At 64.4% G+C, this 24,938-nt stretch carries 21 protein-coding genes, 5 tRNA genes and 2 pseudogenes; 15 read left to right on the top strand and 13 right to left on the bottom strand.

Annotation, left to right across the window (positions count from 1 at the left end; translation table 11 throughout):
• The first annotated feature begins 34 nt into the window (after nucleotides 1-34).
• Complete coding sequence (gene orn, locus LL972_RS06860) at nucleotides 35-619, top strand: oligoribonuclease (protein ID WP_228326935.1); 585 nt, start codon at nucleotides 35-37, stop codon at nucleotides 617-619.
• A gap of 188 nt (nucleotides 620-807) precedes the next feature.
• Here the strand turns inward: orn and LL972_RS06855 are convergent, their stop codons facing one another.
• The gene (locus LL972_RS06855) at nucleotides 808-1,773 is read right to left on the bottom strand and encodes a mechanosensitive ion channel family protein (protein WP_228326934.1); all 966 of its coding nucleotides are present in this window, start codon (nucleotides 1,771-1,773) and stop codon (nucleotides 808-810) included.
• The gene (ppsA, locus tag LL972_RS06850; RefSeq protein ID WP_228326933.1) at nucleotides 1,773-4,151 is read right to left on the bottom strand and encodes a phosphoenolpyruvate synthase; all 2,379 of its coding nucleotides are present in this window, start codon (nucleotides 4,149-4,151) and stop codon (nucleotides 1,773-1,775) included. Before ppsA ends, LL972_RS06855 begins: the two co-directional genes overlap by 1 nt.
• Before the next feature lie 142 nt (nucleotides 4,152-4,293).
• On the opposite strand from ppsA, the gene ppsR reads away from it, so the two are divergent.
• From ppsR to LL972_RS06835, 3 genes are all read left to right on the top strand, one after another.
• Nucleotides 4,294-5,115, top strand: a complete 822-nt coding sequence (gene ppsR, locus LL972_RS06845; protein WP_024939184.1) for a posphoenolpyruvate synthetase regulatory kinase/phosphorylase PpsR — start codon at nucleotides 4,294-4,296, stop codon at nucleotides 5,113-5,115.
• 199 nt (nucleotides 5,116-5,314) lie between these two features.
• Nucleotides 5,315-5,824, top strand: coding sequence for a DUF1249 domain-containing protein (locus LL972_RS06840; RefSeq protein WP_228326932.1), 510 nt, complete (start codon nucleotides 5,315-5,317; stop codon nucleotides 5,822-5,824).
• Between the two features lie 66 nt (nucleotides 5,825-5,890).
• Nucleotides 5,891-6,379 (top strand): NUDIX hydrolase, encoded by a 489-nt coding sequence (locus tag LL972_RS06835; protein ID WP_228326931.1) that lies wholly within the window; start codon nucleotides 5,891-5,893, stop codon nucleotides 6,377-6,379.
• A 332-nt stretch (nucleotides 6,380-6,711) separates the two neighbouring features.
• Here LL972_RS06835 and LL972_RS06830 read toward each other — a convergent pair whose 3' ends face one another.
• Entirely contained in the window at nucleotides 6,712-7,473 is a 762-nt protein-coding gene (locus LL972_RS06830) for a 3-hydroxybutyrate dehydrogenase (protein ID WP_228326930.1), read from the bottom strand.
• Nucleotides 7,474-7,555: 82 nt separating this feature from the next.
• Between LL972_RS06830 and LL972_RS06825 the strand changes: the two genes are divergently transcribed.
• From LL972_RS06825 to LL972_RS06805, 5 genes are all read left to right on the top strand, one after another.
• Complete coding sequence (locus LL972_RS06825) at nucleotides 7,556-8,218, top strand: CDP-alcohol phosphatidyltransferase family protein (RefSeq protein ID WP_180497015.1); 663 nt, start codon at nucleotides 7,556-7,558, stop codon at nucleotides 8,216-8,218.
• A gap of 54 nt (nucleotides 8,219-8,272) precedes the next feature.
• Complete coding sequence (gene phaE, locus LL972_RS06820) at nucleotides 8,273-9,442, top strand: class III poly(R)-hydroxyalkanoic acid synthase subunit PhaE (RefSeq protein ID WP_228326944.1); 1,170 nt, start codon at nucleotides 8,273-8,275, stop codon at nucleotides 9,440-9,442.
• A complete protein-coding gene (locus LL972_RS06815; RefSeq protein ID WP_228326929.1) occupies nucleotides 9,439-10,515 on the top strand; it encodes a class III poly(R)-hydroxyalkanoic acid synthase subunit PhaC in 1,077 nt (358 codons plus the stop codon). Before phaE ends, LL972_RS06815 begins: the two co-directional genes overlap by 4 nt.
• Before the next feature lie 117 nt (nucleotides 10,516-10,632).
• Nucleotides 10,633-10,833: a PspC domain-containing protein gene (locus LL972_RS06810; protein WP_016904409.1), complete on the top strand. Its 201-nt coding sequence runs from the start codon at nucleotides 10,633-10,635 to the stop codon at nucleotides 10,831-10,833.
• Nucleotides 10,830-11,318 carry a hypothetical protein gene (locus tag LL972_RS06805; RefSeq protein WP_266104526.1) on the top strand — a complete coding sequence of 163 codons (489 nt, stop codon included), beginning with the start codon at nucleotides 10,830-10,832 and terminating at the stop codon, nucleotides 11,316-11,318. The genes LL972_RS06810 and LL972_RS06805 overlap by 4 nt, the downstream gene beginning before the upstream one ends.
• Here LL972_RS06805 and LL972_RS06800 read toward each other — a convergent pair.
• Nucleotides 11,276-12,487 carry an NAD(P)/FAD-dependent oxidoreductase gene (locus LL972_RS06800; protein WP_228326927.1) on the bottom strand — a complete coding sequence of 404 codons (1,212 nt, stop codon included), beginning with the start codon at nucleotides 12,485-12,487 and terminating at the stop codon, nucleotides 11,276-11,278. The two genes, LL972_RS06805 and LL972_RS06800, sit on opposite strands and share 43 nt — an antisense overlap.
• A gap of 192 nt (nucleotides 12,488-12,679) precedes the next feature.
• Here LL972_RS06800 and LL972_RS06795 point away from each other — a divergent pair, with 192 nt between their 5' ends.
• The 3 genes from LL972_RS06795 (at nucleotide 12,680) to LL972_RS06785 (ending at nucleotide 16,101) form a co-directional block, all read left to right on the top strand.
• Nucleotides 12,680-12,907, top strand: coding sequence for a hypothetical protein (locus LL972_RS06795; protein WP_016904406.1), 228 nt, complete (start codon nucleotides 12,680-12,682; stop codon nucleotides 12,905-12,907).
• Between the two features lie 243 nt (nucleotides 12,908-13,150).
• On the top strand, nucleotides 13,151-15,517 hold the full coding sequence (locus LL972_RS06790; RefSeq protein WP_228326926.1) for a Tex family protein: 2,367 nt from the start codon (nucleotides 13,151-13,153) through the stop codon (nucleotides 15,515-15,517).
• A gap of 239 nt (nucleotides 15,518-15,756) precedes the next feature.
• On the top strand, nucleotides 15,757-16,101 hold the full coding sequence (locus LL972_RS06785) for a hypothetical protein (RefSeq protein ID WP_228326925.1): 345 nt from the start codon (nucleotides 15,757-15,759) through the stop codon (nucleotides 16,099-16,101).
• A 299-nt stretch (nucleotides 16,102-16,400) separates the two neighbouring features.
• Here LL972_RS06785 and LL972_RS06780 read toward each other — a convergent pair.
• The 3 genes and pseudogenes from LL972_RS06780 to LL972_RS06775 form a co-directional block, all read right to left on the bottom strand.
• A pseudogene (locus tag LL972_RS06780) lies at nucleotides 16,401-19,382 on the bottom strand (PAS domain S-box protein); the annotation flags it as partial.
• A 6-nt stretch (nucleotides 19,383-19,388) separates the two neighbouring features.
• A pseudogene (locus tag LL972_RS21790) lies at nucleotides 19,389-20,015 on the bottom strand (PAS domain-containing protein); the annotation flags it as partial.
• Nucleotides 20,016-20,374: 359 nt separating this feature from the next.
• A complete protein-coding gene (locus LL972_RS06775) occupies nucleotides 20,375-20,755 on the bottom strand; it encodes a response regulator (protein ID WP_228326923.1) in 381 nt (126 codons plus the stop codon).
• A 139-nt stretch (nucleotides 20,756-20,894) separates the two neighbouring features.
• Here LL972_RS06775 and LL972_RS06770 point away from each other — a divergent pair.
• A tRNA-Leu gene (locus LL972_RS06770) sits at nucleotides 20,895-20,981 on the top strand.
• Nucleotides 20,982-21,333: 352 nt separating this feature from the next.
• A complete protein-coding gene (locus tag LL972_RS06765) occupies nucleotides 21,334-21,510 on the top strand; it encodes a hypothetical protein (RefSeq protein WP_228326922.1) in 177 nt (58 codons plus the stop codon).
• 210 nt (nucleotides 21,511-21,720) lie between these two features.
• On the opposite strand, the gene LL972_RS06760 is transcribed toward LL972_RS06765, so the two are convergent.
• From LL972_RS06760 to LL972_RS06735, 6 genes are all read right to left on the bottom strand, one after another.
• Nucleotides 21,721-21,796, bottom strand: a tRNA-Glu gene (locus LL972_RS06760).
• A gap of 49 nt (nucleotides 21,797-21,845) precedes the next feature.
• A tRNA-Ala gene (locus tag LL972_RS06755) sits at nucleotides 21,846-21,921 on the bottom strand.
• Nucleotides 21,922-22,421: 500 nt separating this feature from the next.
• Nucleotides 22,422-22,497, bottom strand: a tRNA-Glu gene (locus LL972_RS06750).
• A 45-nt stretch (nucleotides 22,498-22,542) separates the two neighbouring features.
• Nucleotides 22,543-22,618, bottom strand: a tRNA-Ala gene (locus LL972_RS06745).
• Nucleotides 22,619-22,721: 103 nt separating this feature from the next.
• Entirely contained in the window at nucleotides 22,722-23,183 is a 462-nt protein-coding gene (locus tag LL972_RS06740) for a c-type cytochrome (RefSeq protein ID WP_228326921.1), read from the bottom strand.
• Nucleotides 23,184-23,191: 8 nt separating this feature from the next.
• Entirely contained in the window at nucleotides 23,192-23,584 is a 393-nt protein-coding gene (locus tag LL972_RS06735; protein WP_228326920.1) for a c-type cytochrome, read from the bottom strand.
• A gap of 220 nt (nucleotides 23,585-23,804) precedes the next feature.
• Between LL972_RS06735 and LL972_RS06730 the strand changes: the two genes are divergently transcribed.
• A complete protein-coding gene (locus tag LL972_RS06730; RefSeq protein WP_228326919.1) occupies nucleotides 23,805-24,935 on the top strand; it encodes an efflux RND transporter periplasmic adaptor subunit in 1,131 nt (376 codons plus the stop codon).
• The last annotated feature ends 3 nt before the right edge of the window (nucleotides 24,936-24,938 follow it).

Genomic DNA, 24,938 nt, shown 5'->3' with positions numbered 1-24,938 from the left:
TCTGGCCGGCGACGGCCCTCCACAGGACGGCGACATGGCAGACACCCTTGCAGGCAACGACCGACTGATCTGGATCGATCTGGAAATGACCGGCCTGGATACCGATCGCGATTCCATCATCGAGATCGCCACCATCGTGACCGATGCGCAGTTGAACGTGCTTGCCGAAGGGCCGGAACTGGCCATCGCCCATCCCCTGGCGACCCTGGAAGCCATGGACGAATGGAACCGCAACCAGCACCGCCGTTCCGGTCTGTGGCAGCGCGTGCTCGACAGCCAGGTCACCCACGCCCAGGCCGAAGCGCAGACGGTGGCCTTCCTGGGCGAGTGGATCCGCGCCGGCGCCTCGCCGATGTGCGGCAACTCGATCTGCCAGGACCGCCGCTTCCTGCACCGCCAGATGTCGCGCCTGGAGCGCTACTTCCATTACCGCAACCTGGACGTGTCCACCATCAAGGAACTGGCACGGCGGTGGGCGCCGACGGTGGCCAATGGCTTTGCCAAGAGCTCGGCCCACACCGCCTTGAGCGATGTGCGCGATTCGATCGACGAGCTGCGTCACTACCGCCAGTTCATGGGCGCGCTGGGCGGCGATTCCCAGGCCGACGTGCAGCGCTAAGCGCCGGTCACGGCGTCGTTGCACGCTGTGGGCATCTCGCCGGTGTCCGACTGAGAACGGCGGACGGCGTTCGCCGATCAGCGCTCGCCGCTAATTGCATAGCCAGACGCACACGGTGGCAGCGCATCCAACAAACAGGCCGCATCCTTCGATGCGGCCTTTTGCTTTCCATCACGCCATTCAGCGCATCAGCGCGCCAGCGACGGTCCCTTGGTCAGATCGCCATCGTCGGCGACGCCTTTCAGCAACAGGTCGGAGATCGGCTTGCCGTCGGCATCGTGGTGATACACGTGCAGGTCGCGCTGCGGATACGGGATATTGAGCCCGTTCTCCAGCAGCTGATTGCGGATCTGTTCCAGCGTGGTGCTCTTGGCCGCGCCGAAATTGCCGTTGGTCGCATACGCGAACAACATCAGATCCACCGTGCTTTCGCCCAGGTTGGTGACCTGCACGAACGGTGCCGGCGACTCCAGGATGTTCGGATTGTCCTTGGCGATCTGCAGCAACAGCTGCTGGGCTTTCTTCAGATCGTCGCCGTAGCCCACGCCCACGGTCACTTCCAGGCGCCGGTTGGGCAGGGTGCTGTAGTTGACGATCGGCGAGGTGGTGATGGTGCTGTTGGGCAGGGTGATCATCCGCTCATCGAACGAGCGGATCCGGGTCTGGAAGATCCGGATCTCGTCGACGATGCCTTCCTGACCGGCGATCACCACATGGTCGCCATCGCGCATCGGCCGCAGCACGATCAGCATCACGCCTGCAGCGATGTTGGACAGCGAATCCTTCAACGCCAGACCAACCGCCAGACCAGCCGCGCCCAGTACCGCGATCAGCGAGGTCGGCGGCACGCCGATCTTGCTCAACGCACTGACGAAGACCAGCACCAGCAACAACGCATACAACACGTTGCGCAGGAAGTTGGTCAGCGTGATCTCGATGCGCGCGCGGGTCAGTGCGCGATGCAGCCACTGGCTGAGTTGCTTGGCCAGCCACATGCCGACCACCACGATCAACAGGGCCAGTCCCCAATTGAGCGCGTATTGCGCCCACGGGATATTGGCCCAGTTGAACGCCGGCTCCGCCGCCTTGGCCACCACCGGCTTTGCGGCGACTGCTCCCGCAGCCGCCGCCAACATCGCACCCACCATGCCCATCAACTCTCGCTCTTCAGCTTGGCCAGACGCAGCCAGGTATCGACCACGGTGTCAGGATTCAGCGACACCGACTCGATGCCCTCCTGCATCAGCCACTCGGCCAGCTCCGGGTGATCGGACGGCCCCTGGCCGCAGATGCCCACGTACTTGCCCTTGGCGCGCGCCGATTTGATCGCCATCGACAGCAGCTTCTTGACCGCTGGATTCCGCTCGTCGAACAGATGCGCCACGATCGACGAGTCGCGATCCAGGCCCAGGGTCAGCTGGGTCAGGTCGTTGGAGCCGATCGAGAAGCCGTCGAAGATCTCCAGGAACTCGTCGGCCAGCAGCGCGTTGGACGGCAGCTCGCACATCATGATGATCTTCAGGCCGTTTTCGCCCTGCTTGAGCCCGTTCTGCTCCAGCACCTCGATCACCTTGCGGCCCTCCTCCAGCGTGCGCACGAACGGGATCATCACCCAGAGGTTGTCCAGGCCCATCTCGTTGCGCACCTTCAACACCGCCTTGCACTCCAGCGAGAAGGCCTTGGTGAAGGACGGATCGACATAGCGGCTGGCGCCACGAAAGCCGATCATCGGGTTCTCTTCATGCGGTTCGTAACGCGAGCCGCCGATCAGGTTCGCATACTCGTTGGACTTGAAGTCCGACAGGCGCACGATCACCGTATTCGGCGCCACCGATGCGGTCAGCGTGGCGATGCCTTCGGCCAGACGGTTGACGTAGAAGCTCACCGGATCGCCGTAGCCGGCAATCTTGGCGTCGATCTTCTTGCGCACGTCGGCGTCCTGCTTGTCGTATTCCAGCAGCGCATTGGGATGGATGCCGATATGCGCGGCAATGATCATTTCCAGGCGCGCCAGACCAATACCAGCGTTGGGCAGTTGACCGAAGTCGAATGCGCGCTCCGGGTTGGCCACGTTCATCATGATCTTGAGCGGCGCAGGCGGCATGTTACCCAGATCGGTGGTGATGCGCTCGAACGGCAGCAGACCGTCGTAGATGAAGCCGGTATCGCCTTCGGCACAGCTCACCGTCACTTCCTGGCCGTCGCTGAGCACATCGGTGGCGTTACCCGAACCGACCACGGCCGGCACGCCGAGCTCACGCGCGATGATCGCCGCGTGGCAGGTACGGCCGCCACGGTTGGTGACGATTGCCGAAGCGCGTTTCATCACCGGCTCCCAATCGGGGTCGGTCATGTCGGCGATCAGCACGTCGCCGGCCTGCACGCGGTTCATGTCCTCCAGCGAGCGCACCACGCGCGCCACGCCGCTGCCGATCTTGGCACCCACAGCGCGTCCTTCGACCAGGATTTTGGCGCCCTTGGCTTCCAGAGAAAAACGCTCGATCTGGGTAGCGTGGCTGCGCGATTTCACCGTTTCCGGGCGCGCCTGCACGATGAACAGCTTGCCGCTGACACCGTCTTTCGCCCACTCGATGTCCATCGGGCGGCCGTAATGCTTTTCGATCACCAGCGCCTGCCTGGAAAGCTCCTGCACGTCTTCGTCGCTGATCGAGAAGGTGCTGCGCAGTTCGACCGGTGTGTCTTCGATGCGCACGCGCTCGCCGGGCACATCCGAGTAGACCATGCGGATCGCCTTGCTGCCGAGCGAGCGGCGCAGGATCGCCGGCTTGCCCGCGGTCAGCGTGGGCTTGTACACGTAGAACTCGTCCGGGTTGACCGCGCCCTGCACGACCATCTCGCCGAGACCGAAGCTGGAGGTGACGAACACCACGTCGCGGAAGCCCGATTCGGTGTCCAGCGTGAACAGCACACCGGCCGCACCGACGCCCGAGCGCACCATCAACTGCACGCCGGCCGACAGAAACACGTCTTCGTGCTTGAAACCATGATGCACGCGATAGGCGATCGCGCGATCGTTGTAGAGGCTGGCGAACACTTCCTTGACCTTGTGCACGACATCGTCGGCACCGGTCACGTTGAGGAAGGTCTCCTGCTGGCCGGCGAACGAGGCATCGGGCAGATCTTCGGCAGTGGCCGACGAACGCACCGCCACGGCCACCTCGCCACCACCGTTTTCCGCACACAGCTGTGCGTAGGCGGTGCGGATGTCGCGATCCAGTTCCGGTTGCAGCGGAGCGTCGATCACCCAGCCGCGGATTTCCTTGCCGGCGATGGTGAGGGCGCTAACGTCTTCGACGTCCAGCGTTGCCAGCTTGTCGAAGATGCGCTTGGACAGATCGTTATGCGCGATGAAATCCTTGAAAGCTTCGGCAGTGGTCGCATATCCACCGGGAACCGAAACGCCAAGCCCGGCCAGGTTGCCGATCATCTCGCCGAGCGAGGAATTCTTACCACCTACGCGGGCCAGATCGGCCAGGCGTAGCTCATGCAACCACAGGATATTCTCGTTCAAGCGCGATGCTCCGTATGGCCATCGCCCGAGCGGGCTGGATGGCCGCGTCCGTAGGAAGAAGTCGCTATGATGCAGTGCACAGCGGAATCTGCACAAGCATGAACCCGTAAGTTTTGGACACCAGTTCAAAGAGGTGGTCTTGATGTCAACAATTCGACCGGTGTTCTACGTCTCCGATGGAACCGGTATCACCGCTGAAACGATTGGGCATAGCCTGCTCACGCAGTTCAGTGGATTCAACTTCGTCACCGACCGCATGTCGTTCATTGATGATGCAGAAAAAGCGCGCGATGCGGCGCTGCGCGTGCGCGCGGCAGGCGAGCGGTACCAGGTGCGTCCTGTGGTGGTCAATTCCTGCGTCGATCCACAACTGAGCATGATCCTGGCCGAAAGCGGCGCCCTGATGCTGGATGTGTTCGCGCCCTTCATTGAGCCGCTGGAGCGCGAGCTCAATGCACCGCGGCATTCCCGGGTGGGACGTGCGCATGGCATGGTGGACTTCGAGACCTATCACCGCCGCATCAACGCGATGAACTTTGCGCTGAGCCACGACGACGGCATCGCACTCAATTACGACGAGGCCGACGTGATCCTGGTGGCGGTGTCGCGCGCAGGCAAGACGCCGACCTGCATCTACCTGGCATTGCATTACGGCATCCGCGCCGCCAACTATCCGTTGACCGAGGAAGATCTGGAAAACGAGCGCCTGCCGCCGCGCCTGCGCAACTACCGCAGCAAGCTGTTTGGCCTGACCATCGACCCGGAGCGGCTGCAGCAGATCCGTCAGGAGCGGCGCGCCAATTCGCGGTACAGCGCGGCAGAGACCTGCCGGCGTGAGGTGGCCACCGCCGAGCGCATGTTCCAGATGGAGCGCATTCCCACCCTGAGCACCACCAATACCTCGATCGAGGAGATTTCCAGCAAGGTGTTGTCCACGCTGGGGCTGCAGCGCGAGATGTTTTGAGGCGGGGATTGGTGCGGCGGGATTGGGGATTGGAGACGCGCGTGGCGTATCCACGAGCCAAGATTGCCCTGACGCATTCCGGTCCGTGGGCACGTTTCAGGGAAATAAAGCGGGCAGAGCAGGGCTCTGCCAAGGTAGGCCTGCCGGTGGCCGGTCGTCAATGCTGCCCGTGCGGCAGCGCAGCGTGTAGGATCGGTTCATGGCGCAAGCACTCAGTAAACTCGAACGCATCCCCAAGTTGAGCCGGTTCGGCTGGCTGATGGGCTTGTACGCAGAAAACTTTCAGCACCTGACCCGGTTGTTCGCGCCGGCTGACCTCGCTCCAGGCTCCTACGTGTCGTCGATCGGCGATGGCCTGGACCTGCGTCTGGACGTGATCGAATGTCACCGCTACACGGTCGAGCTGCGGCTGACCTACGATCTGTGCGACCCGGTGACCGGTGAGCCGGACCCGTCGGCCTATGTGCGGCTGTACCGCGATGCCCGCCAGGCCGAGACCACCCATTGCTACGTCGGCCGTCGCTGGCAGGACGTGATGGGTATGTTCCCGCCGCCGGCCGAGCTGATCAGCCACCGCATGCGCATGAACACCTTCCTGGGCAAGTGGCTGGACTATCTGGCCGAGCGCGGCCATGGCGTGGCTACTTTGCGGCTGGATACCGATTACGTCGCGCCACCGCGCCCCGGTGCGCAGGCCGCGGCCGGCTGAGCCTCTGTGCCACGCTGGTTGGGCAGCATCGGTCATACTGATGCGCTCGATTCTAGCTCGCCCGCCATGCCTTATACCCCCACCGTCGCCACGCTCGGCTACCTGTTGTCGCCCGACGGCACACAGGTGTTGATGATCCATCGCAATGCCCGCCCCGGCGATCAGCACCTGGGCAAATACAACGGGCTCGGCGGCAAGGTGGAGCCGGACGAAGACGTACTGGCCGGCATGCGCCGCGAGATCCGCGAAGAGGCCGGCGTGGAGTGCGGCGACATGCAGCTGCGCGGCACCATCAGCTGGCCGGGCTTCGGCAAGCACGGCGAGGACTGGCTGGGCTTCGTATTCCTGATCCGCAGCTTCGAAGGCGAGCCGCAGGCCTCCAACCCGGAAGGCACGCTGGAATGGGTGAGGATCGACCGCATGGACCAGGTACCGATGTGGGAAGGCGACCGCAATTTCCTGCCGCTGGTCTTCGATGGCGACCCGCGTCCGTTCCATGGCGTGATGCCGTATCGCGACGGGCGCATGCAGTCGTGGACGTATTCGCGCATCTGAGCGGGGATTGAGGGAGTGCGCAGCCGCCCAGGCGAGCGCGGCCGCTGTTGCCGGCTGACCATCGCTGGTGTCTTGCACCGGCTGCGCGCTGTTTCTGGTCTCCACTAGACCGCATAGTTTGGTCTAGTGACGGCAATACACGTGAGACAAGGATAGCGAGCGCAAGCGCAAGCCAGCGCTGTGCGACGCGCTGGCATGCCACCGGCATTCCGGCTCGACGCACTTCTCCACACCCGCTGTGGATGAATCCTGCGCAAGTCTGTGGACAACTCTGCGCGCGTCTTGCGGCGCAGGGCGATCACCCCGACTGGTGAAATTTTCGCCAGCCGCGCTCACTGCGCAGTCCAGCCGCCATCGATGGCGATCGCCTGCCCGGTGATGTTGCGCGCGGCATGCGACATCAGGAAGGCGACTGTGCCGGCCAGTTCGTCATAGTCGATAAAGGCGCCCTTGGGCATCGGCTTGAGCATCACATCGCGGATCACCGCCTCTTCGGCGATGCCGCGCGTGCGCGCCTGGTCGGCGATCTGGCGCTCCACCAGCGGGGTGCGCACATAACTCGGGCACAGCGTGTTGACGGTGATGTCGCAGTCGGCGGTTTCCAGTGCGATGACCTTGGCCAGGCCAACCAGGCCGTGCTTGGCGGCGACATACGCACTCTTGTAAGGGCTGGCGACCAGCGAGTGGATGCTGCCGATGTTGACGATGCGCCCGTAGCCGGCCGCACGCATGCCGGGCAGGACTGCGCGGCTGAGCCGGGCGGCACCGGTCAGCATCACATCCACCAGCAAGGCCCAGCGCTGCATCGGGAAGTCTTCCAGCGCCGACACCTGCTGCAGCCCGGCGTTGTTGACCAAGACCTGCGGCGCACGGGTTGTGCGTGCCAATGCCTGCGCGATGCTGTGGTCATCGGTGACATCCAGCGCCAGGGCTTCGGCCGAGCCGCCCGTCTCGCGCAGGCCCTGCGCCGTGCGTTCGGCCGCCGCCAGATCCATATCGCTGACGATCAGATGATGGCCGCCGGCGGCCAGCTCGGTGGCGATACCGGCGCCGATGCCGCTGCCTGCGCCGGTAATCAGGATGCTGTGCTTCATGCTGTCCTCGTCGTTGATCGTGCCCGGCCGGACCGGCCGCGTCGGTCGCCAGACTATCCGATAGCGCGAAACGGTCGCCTGCATGGCGTGCGCGCGTTACCCTTTGCGCCTTGCACTTCTCAGGTTCCGCATGAAACGCCATTTCTCGATGCTGCGCGATTTCCAACTTGCGGACTGGTTCACCCTGGCCAACGCCTTCTGCGGCACCGGCGCGGTGTTTGCGTCGATGCGCTTCCTGCAGGAAGGCCATCGCGGCGACCTGCTGCTGGGCATGGCGCTGATCCCGCTGGCGTTCGTGTTCGATGCGCTGGACGGGCACGTGGCGCGCTGGCGCAAGGCGTCCTCGACGCTGGGCCGCGAGCTGGATTCACTGGCTGACGTGATCTCGTTCGGGGTGGCGCCGGCGGCACTGGGCTATGCCTGCGGCATGCGCGGCGGCTGGGATTGGCTGGTGCTGAGCTATTTCGTCTGCTGCGGCGTGAGCCGGCTTGCGCGCTACAACGTGACCGCCGAAGAGATCGCCGGCGAGGCCGACAAGGTGCCGTACTTCGAAGGCACCCCGATTCCCACCAGCCTGCTGCTGGTGATCCTGCTGGCAGTGGCCGCCAGCAGTGGCCATATCGGCCAGACCTTGTGGTGGGGCCAGTGGCAGCTCGGGCCGTGGCAGTTCCACCCGTTGGTGCTGCTGTTTGCGGTGTCCGGCTCGCTGATGATCAGCAAGACTTTGCGTATCCCCAAACCCTGACCGGTACAGCCGGGCACACGCGGTAGGATGGCTGGTGGACAGTCACGGGAAGGGATCATGGCAACCAGCGGTTCGGACAACGGCAACTTCGAAGACAAGGCGCGCCAGTACTGGAGCGCCTGGGGAGATGCCATGCGCCACGGCCAGGCCGGTGCCGCTGGGCAGCCCGGTGCCGTTCCCGGGAAGGGGCAGGCCTCCGACGCACCGCAGGATTGGCGCAAGGCGATGGACTGGTGGTCGCAACTGCTGCCCACCCAGGCTGCACCGCAGGCGCAGGAGGCGATCGACCGCTTCCGTCATCAGGCCGGCGACTGGTTCGGCACCATGCAGCAGGTGGCCGCGCAGTTTGCCGGGCGCGACACCTCGGCCAACGAAGTCTCCGAGGCCTGGCGACGTGCCGTGCAAGGGCAGGGCGAGCAGCTGATGCAGTGGACGCTGGGCTCGCTGCGCGGCGGCAGCCCGGGCGGCTTCGACCCGTGGCTGCAGGACGCCGCGCAGGCCCTGGCGAAGTGGCGGGAGGAAAACGCGCCGTGGCTGGACATGCCGGCGTTCGGCCTGAACCGCAATCACCAGGCGCGCCTGCAGACGCTGGCCCGTGCGCAGCAGGAATACCAGGCGCAATCGCAGGCCTATGGCGAACAACTCAAGTCGGCCATCGAGCAGGCGTTCGGGCGGTTTGCCTCCAAGCTAGGCGAGCACGAAAGCAGCGGCAGTCAGCTGACCAGCGCGCGTGCCTTGTTCGATCTATGGATCGAAGCTGCCGAAGAGTCGTATGCCGACGTCGCCTTGTCCGATCAGTTTCGCGAGGTGTATGGCGGCTTTGCCAATGCGCATATGCGCTTGCGCGCCGCGCTGCAGGAAGAGGTGGAGCAGTTGAGCGAACGTTTCGGGATGCCCACGCGTTCGGAGATGGACGCCGCGCACCGCCGCATCGCCGAGCTGGAACGTGCGGTGCGGCGCATGCTGCGCACTGCCACCGGCCCGGGCAGCAAGCCTGCTGCGGCGTCGCCGGCTGATCCGGCCGGACCGGCCAAAGCCCCACGCGCGCCGGCAGCCAAGGCGGACGCTGTGCCCAAGCCGCCAGCTGCGACGACGTCCGCCAAGAAATCGACGGCGAAGACCGCTCCAGCCAAAACCACGAAGGCGTCGAAAAACGCCTCCAAGTCCGCCGGCACATCTCCTGGCACGCCGGCCGCACGCAAGCCACGTGGAGCGCAGGCATGAAAGGCCCGTTGGGATTCAGCGCCGAAGACCTGATGCAGGAAACCCTGTCGATGCAGCGCAAGCTGCGCGAGGGGCTCAAGTTGCTGCCCGGCGTGGAAGACGTGGATTACGGCGTGACCGAGCGCGAGGAAATCTGGCGCGATGGCAAGGTGGTGCTGTACCGCTTTGTCGGCGAGCAGGCGCCGGTGGCCAGGACGCCGCTGCTGATCGTCTACGCGCTGGTCAACCGCCCCTACATGGTCGATTTGCAGGCCGACCGCTCGTTGGTCAAGGGCCTGCTGGGCCACGGCCAGGATGTCTACGTGCTGGATTGGGGCTACCCGGACCGCTCCGAGCGTTACCTCACGCTGGAGGACTATCTGCTGCGTTACATCGATGGCGCGGTGGACCACCTGCGCGCGCAGTCGGGGCTGGAGGCGGTCGATGTGCTTGGCATCTGCCAGGGCGGCACGTTTGCGCTGTGCTATGCCGCCCTGCAGCGGTCGAAGGTGCGCAACCTCATCACCATGGTCACACCGGTGGATTTCCATACCCCCGACAACATGCTCTCCAACTGGGCGCGCATGGTCGATGTGGATCTGTTCGTGGACACCATGGGCAACGTGCCGGCGGATCTGATGAACGCCAGTTACCTGATGCTCAAGCCGTTCCGGCTGAATCTGCAGAAATACGTTGGCTTGCTCGACATCCTCGACGACAAGCAGGCGCTGGAAGATTTCCTGCGCATGGAAAAGTGGATTTTTGATTCGCCCGATCTGGCCGGCGAGGCCTTCCGCGAGTTCGTCACCCAGTTCTACCAGCGCAATGGCCTGGTGACCGGGCAGGTGCGCATCGGCGGGGAGGCGGTCGATCTACAGGCGGTGGACATGCCGGTGCTCAACATCTATGCCGAGCACGATCATCTGGTGCCGCCCGACGCCTCGCGTGCATTGCGCGGCCTGGTCGGCAGCGACGATTACACCGAGCTGAGCTTCCGTGGCGGGCATATCGGGATCTACGTCTCCGGACGCGCGCAGCGCGAGGTGCCGGTGGCGATCCACCGTTGGTTGCAGGAGCGTGGCGGAAACGCGTAACTGGATTTGCAAATACGCTGCGGGCGCTTATCGCTGCATGCGGCCAGACGCCGCAGCCATCACGAAGTACTGTCGCTGCGCTTTCTAGAATGGGCACCACGTTCGAAGGAGCATTCCATGGCCACGACCACCGCATTGTCCCGTTCCCTCAACGATCGCATGATCGCCGGCGTCGTCGGCGGCATCGCACGCCGGTTCGGCTGGAGCTCAACGCTGCTGCGCGTGTTGTTCGTGATCGTGTCGATCGCCTCGGCCGCGTTTCCCGGCATCCTGGTCTATCTGATCCTGTGGCTGCTGATCCCCAACCAGGCCGACTGACGCCCGCCCGGCACGGGTGGTCCGCGGTGCATGTGCTGGGCGCGCTATGGACGCTGCCCAATACCTTGCTCGGTCTGGCGATCGGTGCCACGGGAAGTTGCTTTGGTGCGCGTCCGCGCTGGTCCGGTGAGGAACTGGCCGTGGTGTTCCATGCTTGGCCATGGGGGCCGGGCGGGGCGATGACGCTGGGCAATGTGATCCTGCTCAAGGGCGCCTCGCTGGATCTGCAGTGCAGCACGTATGCGCATGCCGCCGGCCGTTGCCAGCACCCGCCGGTGCGCCTGGGCGATCACGAGCGGGCCCATGTCTATCAGTACATGCTGCTCGGCCCGCTGTTCCTGCCGGTGTATTTCCTGTGCGGCGGCATCCACGTTCGCAATCCGCTGGAACGGGCCGCCGACGCGTATGCGCTGCACGGGCACGGCTGGTGGCCGTGGGGCTCTCAGCGCAAGCGCGAGAAACTAAACAGTTCCGACAACGGGTGAGGCCTGCCTTCCAGTTGCGCGCGCAATAAGCCTGCGCCGATGGCGCTATAGGTGATGCCGTTGCCGCCATAGGCCATGGCGAACGACACCCGTGGCCCATGTTCGGGATGGGTGCCGAAGAACGGTAGTCCATCGGCGGTTTCGGCGAAGGTGCCGCCCCAGGCGAACACCGGGCACAGGCTCACATCCGGCATCGTCTGCTGGATCTTCTTCAGCAGCGTCTTCAGCTTGCGCATGACACGCGCATCGCGACGCGCGGGGAGATCGACGCTGTCGTCTTCGCCGCCGGCCACCACGCGTCCATCCGGTGTGCTGCGCAGGTAGAGATAGGGACGCGCGGTTTCCCACATCATGGTGTGCTTGAGCGCACCCATGTCGCTGTCGTGCAGGGGATCGGTCACGAATGCGTAGCTGCTGCGGTTGCGTGCCACGCGCTGCGACAGCCACTGCTGGTTTCCATAGCCCGCGGCCATGATGACGTGCCTGGCGCGCAGCGTGACCCCATCCTGGGTGCGCAACTCAACATGCTGATCGTGGGGTGTGATGGTGGCGATCGTGGTGCGGTCGTAGATACGCGCGCCATATTGCTCGCCTTCTGCAAACAGGCGGTAGCACAGCCGGTACGGGTCGACGCTGGCGGCCAGGCGGCTGAGGATCGCACCCTCCGAGCGCACTCCGTAGTTGTGCCACAACGGCGCGCGCTCGATCCATTCGACCGGAAGCGTGTGGGTTTTGCGCATGTCCAGTTCGCTTTGCAGGTCGCTGAGATCCCGTGACCGGCTCGCATAGTAAAGACTGTCCTGCCGAGTGAAGTCACAGCCGCCCAGCGTATTGCAAAGGCCTTGCAGGTCGAGGATGGCCTGCGCGCATGCCCCATACGCCAGCGCGGCGGCCGGCATGCCGTGTTGTCTGGCCAGCGCGATCATCGGCGTATCGATTTCGTACTGCAGCAAGGCGGTGCTGGCCGACGTACTGCCCCAGCCGATCTCGCGCTGCTCGACCACCACCACCTCGTGCCCGTGCTTGAGCAGTTCGTGCGCGATCAGGGCGGCGGTGACACCGCCACCGACGATGGCGACCTCGCAATGGATGTCCTGCTCCAGACGCGGATAGGCGCGCATCAAACCGTTGCGGATCGACCAGAACGGGTAGCCACTTTTGAGGTCCATGCGATGTCGTACATGCGGGCGGAGCGCAATTGGACGGGCAAGCGGGGTGAAGCGCTCGTGCAGACAGGGGCCCGGGTCCAGCCGTCACCAAACCGCAAACAGCCGGCGTTAACGTGCGTGGAAAGCTCCTCACGGCACGGTCGTTATGCTCGCGCCACTAACGTAGTCACAGTTGTTAACGAGGGTGTGGGCATGTCGATCGTTCTGTACGTCGGTGGCAGCAAAGATGGCGACAAGGGTGTTGTGCCTTACGGGTTCAGCAAGTCGCGTGCGATGACCGACGCAGGGCCGGAGATCTATGTCGAGCGCATGGTACCGCTGAAGGATGTCGGCAAGATCCGCGTGATGGCGCTGGAGTCGCTGCACGAAAGCATCCTGGTCGAGCGCGCGGCCACCCATTACGCAGGTCGGGCCAGCTAAGAGCGGCTCACCTTTACTGCGCGAGCCGCCAGGCGGACGCAGCCGGTGCTCGGAATCGGCAGGCGCTTGTACACACCGGGTCCTCCGCGCCACCCACGCCAACCCAACCACCGCCTGGTACGTCTTGTTGGCCGTTCCAACATGCGTCGGCATAGGTTTACGGCGATCCTGTCAACGGGTTCCCGCGGCGGGCCAGCACTGCGAAAATGCTTTTTTCAGTGAAGCGGCTCCGGCCGCGCCGCCATGCACGATAGCCAGCTTGCCCAGCAGATCGCTCGCACCATCGCCGACGAGATCGGTGCCCAACCCGCCCAGGCGCGCGCCGCCATCGCCCTGCTCGACGAAGGCGCCAGCGTTCCGTTCATCGCCCGCTACCGCAAGGAAGTCACCGGCGGGCTGGACGATACCCAGCTACGCAATCTGGAAACCCGCCTGACCTATCTGCGCGAGCTGGAAGAGCGACGCGCGGCGATCCTGTCCAGCATCGGCGAGCAGGGTAAGCTCAGCGACGAACTGCGCGGTGAGATCGTGGCGGCCGACACTAAGTCGCGGCTGGAAGATCTGTACCTGCCTTACAAACCCAAGCGCCGCACCCGCGCCCAGATTGCGCGCGAAGCCGGCCTGGAACCGCTGGCCGACGGCCTGCTGGCCGACCCGAACCAGGCGCCGGAAGTCGCCGCTGCGGCGTTCATCGATGCAGAAAAAGGCGTGGCCGATATCAAGGCGGCGCTGGAAGGCGCGCGCGCGATCCTGATGGAGCGCTGGGGCGAAGATGCCGCCCTGGTGGGCGAGCTGCGCAGTTGGTTGAACGACAACGGCGTGATCCGCGCGCGCGTTGCCGAGGGCAAGGAAGAGGCCGGCGCCAAGTACCGCGATTACTTCGATCATGCTGAATCGCTGTCCAAGATTCCCTCGCACCGCCTGTTGGCGCTGTTTCGCGCGCGCCGTGAGGAATTCCTGTACCTGGATCTGGAGCCGGGCAGCGATGCCGAGGCCGGCCACCAGTACGCCGAGGGGCGTGTGGCGCGCAATGCCGGCATCTCCAACCAGAACCGCCCGGCCGACCGCTGGTTGCTGGATGCCTGCCGGCTGACCTGGCGCGCCAAGCTGCACATGCATCTGCTGCTGGACCTGTTCAACCAGGCGCGCGAAAAGGCCGAGGCCGAAGCGATCGCCGTGTTCGGCGACAATCTCAAGGACCTGATGCTGGCCGCGCCGGCCGGTCCGCGCGTGGTGCTGGGGCTGGACCCCGGTATCCGTACCGGCTGCAAGATCGCCGTGGTCGATGCCACCGGCAAGCTGGTGGCCACCGAGACGATCTATCCGCATGAGCCCAAGCGGCAATGGGACCAGTCGCTGCAGACGATCAAGAAGCTGTGCCTGCAGCACAACGTGGAGCTGATCGCGATCGGCAACGGCACGGCCAGCCGCGAAACCGACAAGCTCGCCGGTGAGGCGATCGCGCAGTGCGGGGCGACCAAGCTGCAGAAGATCGTGGTCAGCGAAGCGGGGGCGTCGGTGTATTCGGCATCCGAGTTCGCGGCCAAGGAGTTTCCCAATCTGGACGTGTCGCTGCGCGGCGCGGTGTCGATCGCGCGGCGCCTGCAGGACCCGCTGGCCGAGCTGGTCAAGATCGAACCCAAGGCGATCGGCGTGGGCCAGTACCAGCACGACGTGGACCAGTATCGCTTGGCCAAGGCGCTGGAAGCGCGCGTGGAAGACTGCGTCAACGCGGTCGGCGTGTACGTCAATACCGCTTCGGCGGCGTTGCTGTCGCGGGTGTCCGGGCTGTCGAGCACGGTGGCAGAGAACATCGTGCGCCATCGCGACGACAACGGCCCGTTCAAGCGCCGCAAGGACCTGCTCAAGGTGCCGCGTCTGGGCGACAAGACCTTCGAACAATGCGCCGGTTTCCTGCGCATTGCCGATGGCGACGAGCCGCTGGATGTGTCGGCGGTGCATCCGGAAGCCTATCCGGTGGTCGAGCGTATCGTCGGCAGCACCGGCAAGCCGATCAAGGCTCTGCTGGGCGATGGCAGCTTTCTGCGCGGACTCAAGCCGGAGCTGTTCACCGACGAGCAGTTCGGTGTACCGACCGTGCGCGATATCCTCAAGGAGCTGGAAAAACCCGGCCGTGACCCACGTCCCGAGTTCAAGGCGGCGCAGTTCGCCGAGGGCATCGAGGACATCAAGCACCTCAAGCCCGGCATGGTGCTGGAAGGCGTGGTCAGCAACGTGGCCGCATTCGGTGCGTTCGTCGATATCGGCGTACACCAGGATGGCTTGGTGCACATTTCCGCGTTGTCGGACACCTTCGTCAAGGATCCGCGCGATGTGGTCAAGGCCGGCGACATCGTCAAGGTCAAGGTGCTGGAAGTGGACGTGGCGCGCAAACGCATCGCACTGACCTGCCGTCTGTCCGACACGCCTCCACCGGCCGATGGCGCAGCCCAATCGCGCGATCAACGCGGCAGCGGCGGCCCGGGGCAGGGCAGGCGCGACGGTGGCGGTGGACGTGGCCCGGCGCAGGGCAACAACAAGCCACGCATCACTGCACCGCCGGCCGACAACGCGCTGGCCGCTGCGTTCGCACGCGCCAAGCGCAGCTGATTCTGCATGCTCGGCTGCTGTGCTGGTGTGGCCGAGCAGTGCAGGTAGATCCGTTCGCAAGGCGGCCGATCTATTGCTTGGATTGGATCGCGCTTGGAGCGGCTGATCTGAGACCTTGCTGCAGGGCCCTTGCCCACCCACCATCGCGGGACACACCGCAAGTACGTCCAAGTAGGCTCTGGCGCGGCATCCATGCCGCTCAAGGGCCCGCGACGGTAGGCGGGAAAGGACCAGTCAAGATGGTCGGCGAGTTTGGTTGCAAGCAGAGCATGGTGTGCGTTGGTCGGATCACCGTGCGTTCGATCGGCTTTCCAGCGCAAGTTGAGCAACAGGCAGCGGCTCGACAAAGCAATCTACAAACTTTTCAGCGCCTCAAGGCAAAACTCGCAACCGCCACACGCGGTTTTTCAACCGACCACCGACCAACTTCCTGGTGCGGTGTCCTTGCCGGTTGCGGGACCCTCGGCGGCATGGATGCCGCCGAGGAGCCTCCATGGACGGATTCACGGCGTGTCCCGCAAGTGGTGAGGGCACCGCGCGCTCGACTGCCGAAGCTTTTTGAGCTGTGCATGGTCTTCACCTAAACGACGCTACTGCTCGAAATAGCCGCATGTCTCTTTTGGGCAACGCGGCGGGGCAGATAGATTAGTTGTAAAACGCTTGATCTGCTGTAGAGCGCTTGATCTGCAGCTTGGCTGCAGGCCCTTGCCCGCCCACCCTCGCAGGACACGCCGCAAGTACGTCCTTTTAGGCTCTTACGCGGCATCCATGCCGCGTAAGGTCCCGCGACGGTGGGCAGGCAAGGACCGGTCGAGATGGTTGGTGTGTGTGCTGCAAGCAGCGCTTGGTTGACCACGCTGTTTTATTGCGTTTCCAGGCGATCTCACGCCTCGCTGCGTACCGCGCGTGTCGGCAAGATCAGGCGTTCGATTAGATCGACCAGGCCGGGTGGCTCCACCGGCTTGCCCATGTGCGCATCGAATCCGGCGACTACTGCGCGGTCGCGGTCTTCTTCGCGCACATAGGCGGTGAGGGCGATCGCGGGGATGTGCCGCGGCAGGTCGGCGCGGCCGGAGCGCACGGTGCGGATCAAGTCGTAGCCATCGCGTACCGGCATGGCGATATCGCTGACCAGCACGTCGAAGGGTGCCTCTGCCAGGCATTGTTCGGCCGCCTCCACCGAGCCGGCGGCCTGCACCTGCGCGCCGGCCAGCATCAGAAACTGCACCACCGCCTCGCGCGAATCCTGGTCGTCGTCGACCAGCAGCAGGCGCACCCCATCCAGGCGTCCCAGGCAGTCGCTCGGCAACGGGCCGACCTGCAGCGACTCGGCCGACGCCGGCCGCAGATCGCTGACCCCGTGCTGGAACGGCAGCACGATGGTGAAGGTCGACCCCTTGCCTTCGCCCGCACTGGATGCCCCCAGGCTGCCGCCGTGCAGATCGACCAACTGACGCGAGATCGACAAGCCCAGCCCCAGCCCACCCACGCGGCGCGTGGTGCCTGCATCGGCTTGGCGAAAGCGGTCGAACACGTGCGGCAGGAAGTCGGCCGCAATCCCGATGCCGGTGTCCTGCACGCATAGCCGCAGCCGCTCGTCCTCGATGTCCAGCGCCACCCGCACCGTGCCACCGGGCGAGGTGAACTTGAGTGCGTTGCTGAGCAGATTGGTCAGCACCTGCTGCAGGCGCCCGGCATCGCCGAAGAACCACAGTTCGCCTGCGTCGGGCGCATCCAGTTCCAGCATGATGTCGCGCGCCAGCGCAGACGGCTGCATCAACTCCACCGTGCTGCGCATCAGTCCTGCGATATCGAAGTGCTCTGCCTGCAGGCGGATTTTGCCGGACAGGATCGCGCTCATGTCGAGCAAGTCGTCGATGATCTGCGTCTGTGCACGCGCACTGCGTTCGATGATGATCAGGCCTTTGCCCAGATTGGCCGGCTCGAATACCTCCGACTGCATCAACCGCGACCAGCCCAGGATGGCATTGAGCGGAGTGCGCAATTCGTGGCTGAGCGTGGCCAGAAACTCGTCCTTGACCCGGCTGGCATGCTCGGCCTGGCTGCGTGCGGCGGTCTCGGCTTGCAGTGATTGCTTGAGCTTGGCATCCACGCGCGTGCGCTCGATGACGATGCCGGCCAGATGCGATGCAGACCGTGCCATCGCCTGCTCGCGCAGCGAGGGCAGGTGCGCGCGGTCGTAGTAGATGTTGAGCGTGCCCAGCACCTGACCGTTGCTGTCCAGGATGGGCGTCACGCAGCAGCCGACGATGCCCAGTGCCGCCGAAACCGCATGATGGTCGCTGAAGCTGGGGTCCGCCTGGATGTCCGCGCAGATCACCTGCCGCCCGAGGTAAGCAGAGCGCGCGCAGGGCGGCCCGTCCGGCCCGATCGGCGAGGCTTCGAAATGCCCGCGGTACTCGATCGGGAAATGCGGCGCCGAACCGAAGCTCAGCGTTTTACGTACCTCATCCAGCACCATCACCGCGCAATACAACGTCGTCTCGCCACGCGCTTCCACGCTCGATGCGATGGCGTCCAGCACCACCGGCAGCGGTGCGCCGGTGGTGATCAGGCTCAGGATGGCGCGGTCGGAGGCGGTGGCATCTTCGATGTGCTTGCGTTCGGAGATATCGGTCAGCGAGCCGATGTGGCCGAGAAAACGCCCATCGCTGGCGAAGTGCGGCGACGCGGTATCGATGCACCAGCGGTATTGCCCGTCGTGACGACGCACCCGGTACTCGGCCAGGAACTCGCCACGTTGCGCCAACGCCTGCCCGAACGCGTAGCGCACGCGTGCCGCATCGTCGGGATGCATCACATCCCACCAGCCCTGATTCATCGCCTGGTCTTCGGCCTGCCCGGTGAAGTGGTACCAGCGCGGATTCCAGTACACGCAGTCGCCCTGCGCATCGGCCATCCAGATCATCGCCGGCACCGTCTCGCACAAGGCGCGGAAGCGCACTTCGCTTTCGCGCAGCTGTTGCTCGAACGCACGGCGGTCATGGATGTCGGTGTAGGTGCCGATCCACTCGCTGATGCTGCCGTCGTCGCCGCGCACGGGCAGGGCGCGCGCCAGATGCCAGCGTGTCTTGCCATCGTGGCGTTGCAGCTCGCACTCCATTTCGTAGGCGCGCTCGCCCTCGATGGCCAGCGCCCAGGCTTGCGCGGACAGCTGCAGCCCATCGGCGGTGTGCGCCTGATGCCACGCAGCAGCCTGGCTGTCGGCAGGATCCAGGCCAGTGTATTCGTACCAGCGCCGATTGAAGTAATGCGGCTGACCTCCCGGGTCGGCGATGAAGATGATCTGCGGTAGCGTGTCGGCCAGTCGGCGCAGCCGCGCCTCGTTGGCGGCCAGTTGCTGCTGCGCCTTGGCGCGTTGCATGGATTCCCAGCAGCGCGCCGCAACCAGGCGGACCAGCTCGATCTCGGTGGACAGCCAGCGCCGCGGTGCGCGCTGATGCACGCCGATGGCCGCGACCAGGCGGCCGTGTTTGTGCAGCGGAATCGCCAGCGACGCGCGCAGGCCGGAGCGACGGTACTGCTGCGCCACATAGTCCGGCGCACCGGGCGCCATCGCATCGGTGGTGAACCAGGGGCGGTTTTCCAGCAAGGCGTCGCGCAGGCCTTGCGCCACTTCCAGCGGAAAATCGCCCTGCAGGCTTGGCATGTCCTGCACATGGTCGCTGATCACGTGCATGGTCCTGCCGTCGGCCGCTGCCAGGCCAAACGCGCAGCGATTGACCTGCAGATGTTCGCCCAGCAATCGCACACTAGTGTCGATGATCTGCCGCGGATCGGAGACGTTTTGCAGCGCGTCTTCGAGCATCAGCAGGAAACTGTCGCGACTTGCCATGCTGCGTTGCTGGGTGACATCGAATCCGTGCACCAGGATCGCGTCGATGCGGCCATCGCGCTCACGCATTGGCTGATACAGGAAATCCACGAAGGTCTGATCAAGTGCATTGCCGGGCGTGCGCTGCAGATAGGCGGCCATCGACTCGCCGATGAAGGGACGGCCGCTGCGTCGCACCTCATCGAGCAGCTCGAGATAGCCCTGGTCGGCGATTTCCGGCATCGCCTCGAGCAAGGGACGGCCAATCAACTGACGCTGGCCGACGAGCTCGTGGAAACGTTGGTTCGCGCTTTCGATGATGTAGCCGGGTCCACGCAGCACCGCCATGAAGGCCGGCGACTGATCGAGCGCGGTGGATACTGCTACGGGCTCGACCTCGCTACGCGTCGGCCCTGCAGCCGGGGACAGCGTGCTGGCGACATACAACGTGCCCAGACGTTCGCCGGCATGCAGGACCGGGCTGCAGGACCACGTCGACAGTGTCAATGCCGCATGCGCATCGGCACTGTGGTGGTCGGCTTCAGTGGTGCTTGCAAGTTCCGCCAATGGCTGGCCGAATGCTGCCGGGTGGCGTTCGCCCAACAACGCGATGCAGGCATCGTTATAGATGCAGCGCGACTGGTCGCCCCAGACCAGCAGCATCGGAACCTGTGCATGCAGGCACACCGAGAGCGTTGTACGCAGCGCCTGGCTGTCGCGCAGCAGCGGATCGGCGGCGCATGCGGACGACGACAACAATCCGGCGATCTCGCACGTGTCCGGCAACAGACCGGCAAACGGCGACGCGGCGATATCCATTGGGTGACCTGCCCATCATGCCTGGATGCACGATTCTAGTGGCAAGCGGGCCATGGTCGAGGGGTTTGCGGCAACCGGCACGGCAGGGCGAACGGTCTGCGTTAAGCGCAGCAGGCGTGCAGGCTGCGGACGTGATGGGTGACAGAAAGGTGCCGAATATCGACCGCGCCGCATGTTGGCGACATACCGGTGGACGGTCGTGCTCAGCTGTCGGCACCGCTCAGTTGCCGTGCCCTGGACAGCGCGCTGATCAGCTCTTCGGACAAGTAAGGCTTGGTCAGGATCACGCCGCGTTCGAAACCGCTGGGGATGGTGCCACTGGCAACACCGGTGGCCAGCACGAACGGAATCCCAAGCTCCGACAACAGTCGGGCGACCGGCTCGCTGGTCTCGCCATTGCCAAGACGGTAGTCGAGCACTGCGATCTCCGGCGCATCGGCCTTGATCAGCGCCAGCGCTTGTGCAACCTCTCCGACCGGACCCAGCACGACCGCACCAGCCTGGACGAGCTGCAAGTCGAGCAGCATGGCATTCATCTGGTCGTTTTCGACCACCAGCACCCGAACTCCACGCAACACCGACATTGCTTACTCCTTCACCTAAGTCGGCCAGTATATCGACACTGCCTCTCCGCGGCGCTGACGACTCCGCTTGCACCTGAATTCGTCAGGCGCGTTCTGACACTGTTCGTTTCATGTACAAGTCGCTATACTGCGCGGCCACGCCGAAGTGGCGGAATCGGTAGACGCAGCGGATTCAAAATCCGCCGCCCTTAAAAGCGTGTGGGTTCGAGTCCCACCTTCGGCACCAGGATGTAGCAGTACAAGCAGAGCCCTTCTGGCGATCGTCAGATGGGCTTTTCTTTTTGGGGCGCGACGGCCGTGCAGGGATGGGCGAATGTCTGCCTAAGATTGTATCGCCACGCTTGAGCATTGCCGTCAGGACTGGAGCGACGTGGTGCCGATGTTGTGCGGCAGTTGGCACAGCGTCGCACCTTCTTCGTCACATGATGGCGGCGTGTTCCGCCACTCCGCATCAATGCTGCGCAGCTGCTGAAGAATTTGGTCGAGATGAGGCTGGGCTGCCACCTTGCGCCTGCAGGCACGCAACCATCACGCGCGATGCGTACCTTGGAAAGCTCTTTTCAAGCAGGTGGCTTCCCATGGATTTCGATTCTTCGCAGCAACTGCGCATCTTGCGCGACATCCACGACACCAAGCCGGTTAGCGACGAAGAGGCCAACTGGGCGGTACGCGCCGGCTATGCGACACAGGCCGAAGATGGCGATATCGACCTCACCCACGAAGGCCGCAAGGCGCTGGATGTCGGGCAGACCTGATCTGTCGTTGTGCGGATTTGTTCGATTCGCAAGCAGGGTGGTGCGTCATCGGTGCGCACGTTCCATAGTCAATCGGCGTATGCGCTGAGAGTTTTGATGGAGTGACACGGTGCATGCGTATCGTGTCGCCACCGATTGCATGCGGTGAAGCAGGGTGCCCCTGAATGTTAGGCAAAAAAAGCCCCGGCAATGCCGAGGCTTTCAGATGATTGGCGTCCCCACGGGGATTCGAACCCCGGTGTCCACCGTGAAAGGGTGGTGTCCTAGGCCTCTAGACGATGGGGACGCGTATCAAAACCTGGTTGTAGATTCCAGACGGCCTATGTCCGGAAAATTGGTGGAGCCAGGCGGGATCGAACCGCCGACCTCCTGCATGCCATGCAGGCGCTCTCCCAGCTGAGCTATGGCCCCACGATGCTGCGAGCCGGCAATCATAGCGGCATCGATGCAGCTTGGGAAGTGGTATGTGCAAAAAAGATGTACTCGACGGATGCGTCGGTGGCATGGCTCAACGTGGCGCGTGCATACCTAGAAACCGGATGCGATCGTGGGTCGTCAACTGATCGATCTGGAGTCGCTGTATAGGCGATTGTCTGATCGCGTTGAGCGCAGCAATGCAGTGGCCGTGGTTACATCCGCAGCTGGGCATGTGCAACAGTCTTTGCGCAAGTGATCGATCAGCGCTGCAATGAGCATGTGATCGCGATCATCGCCATGCGTGCAGTTGCGCTGCTGCCAGCAGCAGGTCAAGCAAAGGGCGGGTCGCTATGCGGCAATACGCACTAGTTGCATCTTCGATATCTGCTTGGTGATATGCCACCAGGCGTGCCGCGTGCAGATCAACGGCACACGAGCGATGCCAAAAAAACACGCAAAAAAAAGCCCCGGCAGTGCCGGGGCTTTCAGATGATTGGCGTCCCCACGGGGATTCGAACCCCGGTGTCCACCGTGAAAGGGTGGTGTCCTAGGCCTCTAGACGATGGGGACGCGTATCAAAACCTGAGTTGTCACCCTGACGGCCTAAGTCAGGAGTGGTGGAGCCAGGCGGGATCGAACCGCCGACCTCCTGCATGCCATGCAGGCGCTCTCCCAGCTGAGCTATGGCCCCACGAAACTGAGAACGAAATGATAGCGGCCTGTTAATGTTCGCGCAAGTGCTTTTTCATTTCGCATGAGACGCAGCGTGCGCGGGCACGCTGTGCGTCTGTAACTCAGTTGACGCCGTGCAGGTCGCGCAGCTGCGTCTGCCGTGCGCCGAAGTAGGCGGCTAGGTCGGCAATGTCTTGATCGCTCAGCGCGGCGGCCTGTGCGGTCATCAGCGGGTGCTGGCGATCGCCGCTGCGGTAGGCCTGCAAGGCGTGCGCAAGGTAATCGCCGTACTGTCCGCCGAGCTTGGGATAGCTGGGGTCGATGGGAGCATTGCCGTCGGTGCCATGGCAATCGATGCAGCTCTGGCCGGTGGCCTTGCCCTTCGCATGCGCCAGCTTGTCGCCGGCCTGGGCGCGCCCGGTCGGCAGCCCGGCGGACGAACCGGAGCCATGTTCGCCGCTGGCGTGGCCGGCATCGCCGGCGGAATGATCGGTGGACTCCACCTGGGATTGGGAGCAGGCCGCCACCATCAGGGCAGCGACCAGGACGATGGCTAGACGCGGAGCGTGCAGGGCGTTCGGCATGTGGGCGCTTATTTGAGGGTGGACAGGTAGGCGGAGATGTCGGCGATGTCCTGCTCGGAAAAGCTCTGCGCCTGCGCTTGCATGGTGGGATGCTTGCGTTTGCCCTGGCGGTACTCGGTCAGCGCCTGGGTCAGATACTGACTGGACTGGCCGCCGATCTTGGGCACGCGATAACTGGGATAGGCATTCTTGTAGCCGGTGACGCCGTGGCAACCCTGACAGGTATAGGCCAGCAAGCGGCCGTTGGACGGGTTGCCGGTGGGCGCTGCGGATGTGGCCACTGCCGCGGCGGGCGCAGGCGTGGCGGGTGCGGCTGGCGGGACTGATGGTGTCGCTGATGCGCCCCCAAACGGCAGGAAGACGACCAGAGCGAGACAAGCGGCGAGCGGCTGCGGGCGCATGGTTTCGTATCCGGAAGACTGATTGAACGTCCGCACGTGGGGGCATGACGGAACCGGTCCGAGTATGCCTGCGATTTGGCCCCGCGCAAACGGGGTGAATAGGCGAACTTGAACAGACCATGACCTTTGGCGCATTGGCGCATTGGCGCATTGGCGACATGATCGTTCGGGTGGTCTACTTGCCTACAACACCTGTTCACGCATCCACTAGGACACGACGATGTCGCCACTCTCCTTTTTGCCCGGTCGCAGCGGAACCTGCGCCGCTGCATTGTTGATCACCACGAGCCTGTTGCTGGGCGGTTGCAAGGCAGGAGATGGCGAGGCCAAGGCCGCCGAGGAAAAGAAGAGCGTCGACGCGGTGCCGGTGGAAATCGCCAAGGCCGCGCGCCGTGCGGTGGCGGCCAGCTATACCGGCACCGCCGCCCTGGAGCCGCGTGCCGAAGCGCAGGTGGTGGCCAAGACCTCCGGCGTGGCACTGGCGGTGATGGTGGAAGAGGGGCAGCAAGTGGCCGCTGGCCAGGCCCTGGTCCGCCTGGACCCGGACCGCGCGCATCTGGCGGTGGCACAGAGCGAAGCGCAGCTGCGCAAACTGGAGAACAGTTATCGTCGTGCCACCCAGTTGGTGGGGCAGCAACTGGTCAGTGCCGCCGATGTCGACCAGCTCAAGTTCGATGTCGAAAACAGCCGCGCGCAGCACCGCCTGGCATCGCTGGAACTGTCCTACACCACGGTGCAGGCGCCGATTTCCGGGGTGATCGCCTCGCGCTCGATCAAGACCGGCAACTTCGTGCAGATCAATACGCCGATCTTCCGCATCGTCGACGACTCGCAGCTGGAAGCCACGCTCAACGTGCCCGAGCGCGAATTGGCCACGCTCAAATCCGGCCAGCCGGTGACCTTGCTGGCCGATGCCTTGCCCGGCCAGCAGTTCATCGGCAAGGTCGATCGCATCGCGCCGGTGGTGGATTCGGGCAGCGGTACCTTCCGGGTGATCTGTGCGTTTGGCCAGGGCGCCGAAGCGCTGCAGCCGGGCATGTTCGGGCGCATCCGCATCGATTACGACCAGCGCAAGGACGCATTGGTGATTCCGCGCCTGGCACTGCTGGACGATGGCGAGCCGGCGGTATTCGTGGTGCGCAACGGCAAGGCCAGCCGGGTGCCGGTGAAACTCGGCTATGCCGAAGGCCCGTGGCTGGAAGTGCGGCAAGGCCTGAAGGAAGGCGACCAGGTGGTCACCGCCGGCAAGGTGGCGCTGCGCGATGGCACTGCGGTGCAGGTCATCGGCCAGCCCGATCGCAAGCCGGTTGCGGCGGCGGCGCCGGCAACCGGCAACCGGCAGCGACGGTAAGCG

The sequence above is a fragment of the Xanthomonas campestris pv. asclepiadis genome, from assembly GCF_020784175.1.
GTDB classification, from domain to species: domain Bacteria; phylum Pseudomonadota; class Gammaproteobacteria; order Xanthomonadales; family Xanthomonadaceae; genus Xanthomonas; species Xanthomonas campestris_D.
This window is presented reverse-complemented; position numbering and strand designations above follow the sequence as displayed.